The sequence below is a fragment of the Dokdonella sp. genome (genome assembly GCF_017744955.1).
Taxonomy (GTDB): Bacteria; Pseudomonadota; Gammaproteobacteria; order Xanthomonadales; family Rhodanobacteraceae; genus Dokdonella_A.
The window spans coordinates 40,150-44,785 of the sequence record NZ_JAGIAG010000007.1; the positions used below are offsets into that span (position 1 = coordinate 40,150).

At 69.1% G+C, this 4,636-nt stretch carries 4 protein-coding genes; 1 reads left to right on the forward strand and 3 read right to left on the reverse strand.

Annotation, left to right across the window (positions count from 1 at the left end):
* Window positions 1–373 precede the first annotated feature (373 nt).
* From J7520_RS14835 to cysD, 3 genes are read right to left on the reverse strand one after another with little or no spacing between them, the layout of a single operon-like run.
* Entirely contained in the window at window positions 374–1,075 is a 702-nt protein-coding gene (locus J7520_RS14835) for an SDR family NAD(P)-dependent oxidoreductase (RefSeq protein WP_291189630.1), read from the reverse strand.
* Between the two features lie 14 nt (window positions 1,076–1,089).
* Window positions 1,090–3,000 carry a sulfate adenylyltransferase subunit CysN gene (gene cysN / locus J7520_RS14840; protein ID WP_291189633.1) on the reverse strand — a complete coding sequence of 637 codons (1,911 nt, stop codon included), beginning with the start codon at window positions 2,998–3,000 and terminating at the stop codon, window positions 1,090–1,092.
* 13 nt (window positions 3,001–3,013) lie between these two features.
* Window positions 3,014–3,916 (reverse strand): sulfate adenylyltransferase subunit CysD, encoded by a 903-nt coding sequence (cysD, locus tag J7520_RS14845; protein ID WP_291189636.1) that lies wholly within the window; start codon window positions 3,914–3,916, stop codon window positions 3,014–3,016.
* A gap of 369 nt (window positions 3,917–4,285) precedes the next feature.
* On the opposite strand from cysD, the gene J7520_RS14850 reads away from it, so the two are divergent.
* Window positions 4,286–4,597 (forward strand): hypothetical protein, encoded by a 312-nt coding sequence (locus J7520_RS14850; RefSeq protein WP_291189639.1) that lies wholly within the window; start codon window positions 4,286–4,288, stop codon window positions 4,595–4,597.
* Window positions 4,598–4,636 lie beyond the last annotated feature (39 nt).

Consider the following 4,636-nt stretch of genomic DNA (forward strand, 5'->3'; position numbering starts at 1 on the left):
TTCTATCCGCTCGATCCGTGTCGATCCGCGTCCAAAGCTTTTCGACGTCCGACCGGAAAATGGGCGTCATGGGCGCTTTCCTTCCCCGGGTCACGGGCGAAGGTGCCGAAGGCGGATGGGGGCGAAGTGGAGCGCCACGCTCCGATTGCCCCTCACCCTGCCATCTCCCGCAAGCGGGAGAGGGGAAAAACGGATGCGGATCGAACGTCGCGGCTGCCGTCGGCAGCCGAGGCCCCCGGCACTGAGGAACGCAGTTCCTCGAACGCCCTTATCGGCTCCTATCCGCGTCGATCCGCGTCAAAGCTCTATCCGCTTCACCCGCGTCGATCTGCGTCCGACGCTCCTGTCGGCTCCTGCCCGCGTCCAAGGCCGTTCAAACGCGCCCGACGACGGGAATCGACGCGCCGGTGATCGCGCTGGCGCGATCGGACAGCAGGAACACGATGACGTCGGCGAGCTGCTCGGGCTTCACCCAGCGGTCGAAGTCGGCCTTCGGCATGTCGGCGCGGTTCGGCGGCGTGTCGATGATGCTCGGCAGCAGCGCGTTGACCGTGATGCGACGGTCCTTGAGTTCCTCGGCCAGCGCCTCGGTCAGGCGCGCGACGCCGGACTTCGACGCCGCGTAGGCGCCCATGCCGGCGCCGGCCTTCACCGCGCCGTTGGCGCCGATGTTGACGATGCGCCCGCTCGCGTTCTTCGCCAGATGCGCGATCGCCGCCTTGCTCGCCGCGACCGCGCTGCGCAGGTTCACTGTGTAGAGCAGGTCCCAGGTGTCGAGCCTGCCGTCGGCGACGGTCTCCCAGCGGAAGGTACCGGCGATGTTGACCAGCGCGTCGAGTCCGCCGAGCGCGTCGGCCGCGCGGTCCAGCGTCGCGGTGGCGGCGTCCGCCTCGGCGAGGTCGGCGCCGCCGAACAGGCGCGCTTCGCCGAGTTCGGCCTCGGCGTGCGGCCGCTCGGCGCGGTCGATCGCCGCGACGCGCGCGCCGGCCGCCTGCAGCGCGCGCACCACCGCGACGCCGAGCGATCCGAACGCGCCGGTGACGGCGATGCGCTTGCCTTCGAGTTCTCCAGCCATGCTCGCGTTCCTCATCAATGCGTGGCGCTGATGATGCCACGCTGCGCGAGGTACTCGACGATCGCGTCCGCCGCCTGCTCGGCGTCGATGCGCGTCGTGTCGACGTGCAGTTCCGGCGCCTCGGGCCGCTCGTACGGCGAATCGATGCCGGTGAAGTTCTTCAGCTCGCCCTGGCGCGCCTTCTTGTACAGGCCCTTCGGATCGCGCCGCTCGACTTCGGCCAGCGGCGTGTCGACGAAGATCTCGACGAACTCCCCGGCCTCGACCATGCCGCGCGCGAGTTCGCGCTCGGAGCGGAACGGCGAGATGAACGCGGTCAGCACGACCAGGCCGGCGTCGACCATGAGCCGCGCGACCTCGCCGATGCGGCGGATGTTCTCGACGCGGTCGGCGGCGGTGAAGCCGAGGTCCTTGCTGAGGCCGTGGCGGACGTTGTCGCCGTCGAGCAGATACGTGCGCGTGCCGAGCGCGTGCAGCCGGCGCTCGACCAGGTTGGCGATGGTCGACTTGCCGCTGCCGGAAAGGCCGGTGAACCACAGCACGCACGGCGCGTGGCCGTTCATCCGCCGGCGCGCCGGCTTGTCGACTTCCAGCGCCTGCCAGTGGATGTTCTGCGAGCGGCGCAGCGCGAAGTGCAGCATGCCGGCGCCGACGGTCTGGTGGCTCAGGCGGTCGATGACGATGAAGCCGCCCATGTCGCGGCTCTGCGCGTACGGATCGAACGCGATCGCGCGATCCAGGGTCAGCGTGCACACGCCGGTCTCGTTGAGCTGCAGCGTCTTCGCGGCGAGGTGTTCGAGCGTATTGACGTCGATCAGATATTTCGGCGGCCCGATCGAGGCGCCGACCGTGCTCGCGCCGAGCTTGACCAGGTAGGAACGCCCCGGCAGCAGCGGCTGCTCGGCCATCCACACCAGGTGCGCCTCGAACTGGTCGGCGAGGCCGGCCGGATCGTCGGCGGCGCAGATCACGTCGCCACGGCTGACGTCGATCTCGTCGGTCAGGGTCAGCGTGACCGACTGGCCGCTGACCGCCTCGGCGAGGTCGCCGTCCTGCGTGACGATGCGCGCGACGTGCGACTGCCGTCCCGACGGCAGCACGCGCACCGCGTCGCCGGGCTTCACGCGGCCGCCGAGCAGGCGCCCGGAGAAGCCGCGGAAGTTGTGATCGGGGCGGTTGACCCACTGCACCGGCAGGCGCAGCGGACCGGCCTCGGCGTGCGCGTCGACGTCGACCTGTTCCAGGTGCTGCAGCAGACTCGGGCCGTGGTACCACGGCGTGTTCCCGCTCGGCTCGACGATGTTGTCGCCGCGCAGCGCCGACAGCGGGATCGCGACGACGTGCGCGATGCCGAGCCGTGCGGCGAACTCGCGATAAGCACGTTCGATGCCGGCGAACACGCCGTGCGACCAATCGACCAGGTCGAGCTTGTTCACCGCCAGCACGACGCGGCGGATGCCGACCAGCGACGCGAGGTAGGTGTGCCGGCGCGTCTGCGTCAGGATGCCCTTGCGCGCGTCGACCAGGATCACGGCGAGGTCGGCGGTCGACGCGCCGGTGACCATGTTGCGCGTGTACTGCTCGTGCCCCGGCGTGTCGGCGACGATGAACTTGCGCTTCTCGGTGCTGAAGAAGCGGTAGGCGACGTCGATCGTGATGCCCTGCTCGCGCTCGGCGGAGAGGCCGTCGACGAGCAGGGCGAAGTCGAGCGCGTCGCCTTGCGTGCCGTAGCGTTTGGAGTCGGCGTCGAGCGCGCCGAGCTGGTCGTCGAGCAGGGACTTCGATTCGTACAGCAGGCGTCCGATCAGCGTGCTCTTGCCGTCGTCGACGCTGCCGCAGGTGATGAAGCGCAGCAGGCTCTTGTTCTGGTGCAGCTCGAGATAGCGCTCGATGTCGCTTTCGATCAGGGCGGTCTGCGCGTCCATCAGGGCATGTCCATCAGAAATAGCCTTCCGTCTTCTTCTTCTCCATCGAGCCGCTGACGTCGCGGTCGATCAGGCGGCCCTGGCGTTCGGTGGTGCGCGCGAGCAGCATCTCCTGGATGATCTTCGGCAGCGTGTCCGCGCGCGACTCGATCGCGCCGGTCAGCGGATAGCAGCCGAGCGTGCGGAAGCGCACGCTGCGCAGCGCCGGCGTCTCGCCGTCGCGCAGCGGGAAGCGCTCGTCGTCGACCATCAGCAGAAGCCCGTCGCGCATCACCACCGGCCGCTCGGCGGCGAAGTACAGGTCGACGATCGGGATTTCCTCCTGGCGGATGTACTGCCAGACGTCGAGCTCGGTCCAGTTCGACAGCGGGAACACGCGGATGCTCTCGCCCGGATCGTGGCGCGTGTTGTACAGCCGCCAGAGTTCGGGGCGCTGATTCTTCGGATCCCAGCGGTGCTGCGCGGTGCGGAACGAGAACACGCGCTCCTTCGCGCGCGATTTCTCCTCGTCGCGCCGCGCGCCGCCGAAGGCGAGGTCGAAACCGTAGTGGTCGAGCGCCTGCTTCAGGCCCTGCGTCTTCCACACGTCGGTGTGCGTGGCCGAGCCGTGCGTGAACGGATTGATGCCCAGGCGCTCGGCTTCCGGATTCCTGTACACCAAGAGTTCCATGCCCGACTCGCGCGCCATGCGCTCGCGCAACGCGTACATCGCGCGGAACTTCCAGGTGGTGTCCACGTGCAGCAGCGGGAACGGCGGCCGCGACGGGAAGAACGCCTTGCGCGCAAGGTGCAACATGACCGCGCTGTCCTTGCCGATCGAATACAGCATCACCGGTCGTTCGGCCTCGGCGACCGCCTCGCGCAGGATGTCGATGCTTTCCGATTCGAGGCGCTGCAGGTGGTTCAGTGCGGACATGCGGATGGGAGGCCGGACGGCGGGGCGCGCGAAAACGGCAACGATAGCGTGTCCGCGGGCAGGGCGCTCGACAGCGCTGGGCATACGCGCATGACGCGCGGGAATGATGCCTTCCGCCGTCGCGTGCGGAGCCGGTAGAGCCCAGGGCGGAACATTCGCTCGTCCGTTCGTCGGAGCGGTCGTCGCGGCCGCGTTCCACGGCCACGTCGCGATTGCGGCCGTCGCCGCTCCCGTGCTACATCTGCAAATCTGGAAACAGGGGAAGTGTACGAAGTCATGAGGCTGGTCGCGTGCCCGGTGTGGGCAGCGGCGGCTGTGCTCTGTCTTGGAGTTACGGCGCGTGCCGCAGGGGACAACGCAGGGAATGCCGTGGAGCTGCTGGCACATGCCGCGGACGCGCGCGCGGCCGTCTTCCGCACGCCGCAGGGCGAGCGCGTGCGCGTCAAGGAAGGCGAGGTCGTCCCCGGCACCGAATTGACCTTGCGCGCGGTCGGGTCCGACGGCGTGGAGCTGCGCGCCAAGCAGTCGCTCAACGGGCATGCGCTGGCGGTGCATCTGCGCGACGGCGATTCGACCGACCCGCAGCGCCTGGCCGAGTCGAGTCGCGCGATCCAGTCGCGCGAGCCCCATCCGGTCAATCCGCGCCCGGTGCGCGTGCCGGCCGCGGGCGGAAAGCGCTGAATGGACATCCGGCGCGTTTTTCCGTCGCGTGGCAGGTTC

What these genes read in the sequence shown, in the direction of transcription:
- J7520_RS14835 (WP_291189630.1), bottom strand. Translation starts at nt 1,075, where the DNA reads ATGGCTGGAGAACTCGAAGGCAAGCGCATCGCCGTCACCGGCGCGTTC.
- cysN (WP_291189633.1), bottom strand. Translation starts at nt 3,000, where the DNA reads ATGGACGCGCAGACCGCCCTGATCGAAAGCGACATCGAGCGCTATCTC.
- cysD (WP_291189636.1), bottom strand. Translation starts at nt 3,916, where the DNA reads ATGTCCGCACTGAACCACCTGCAGCGCCTCGAATCGGAAAGCATCGAC.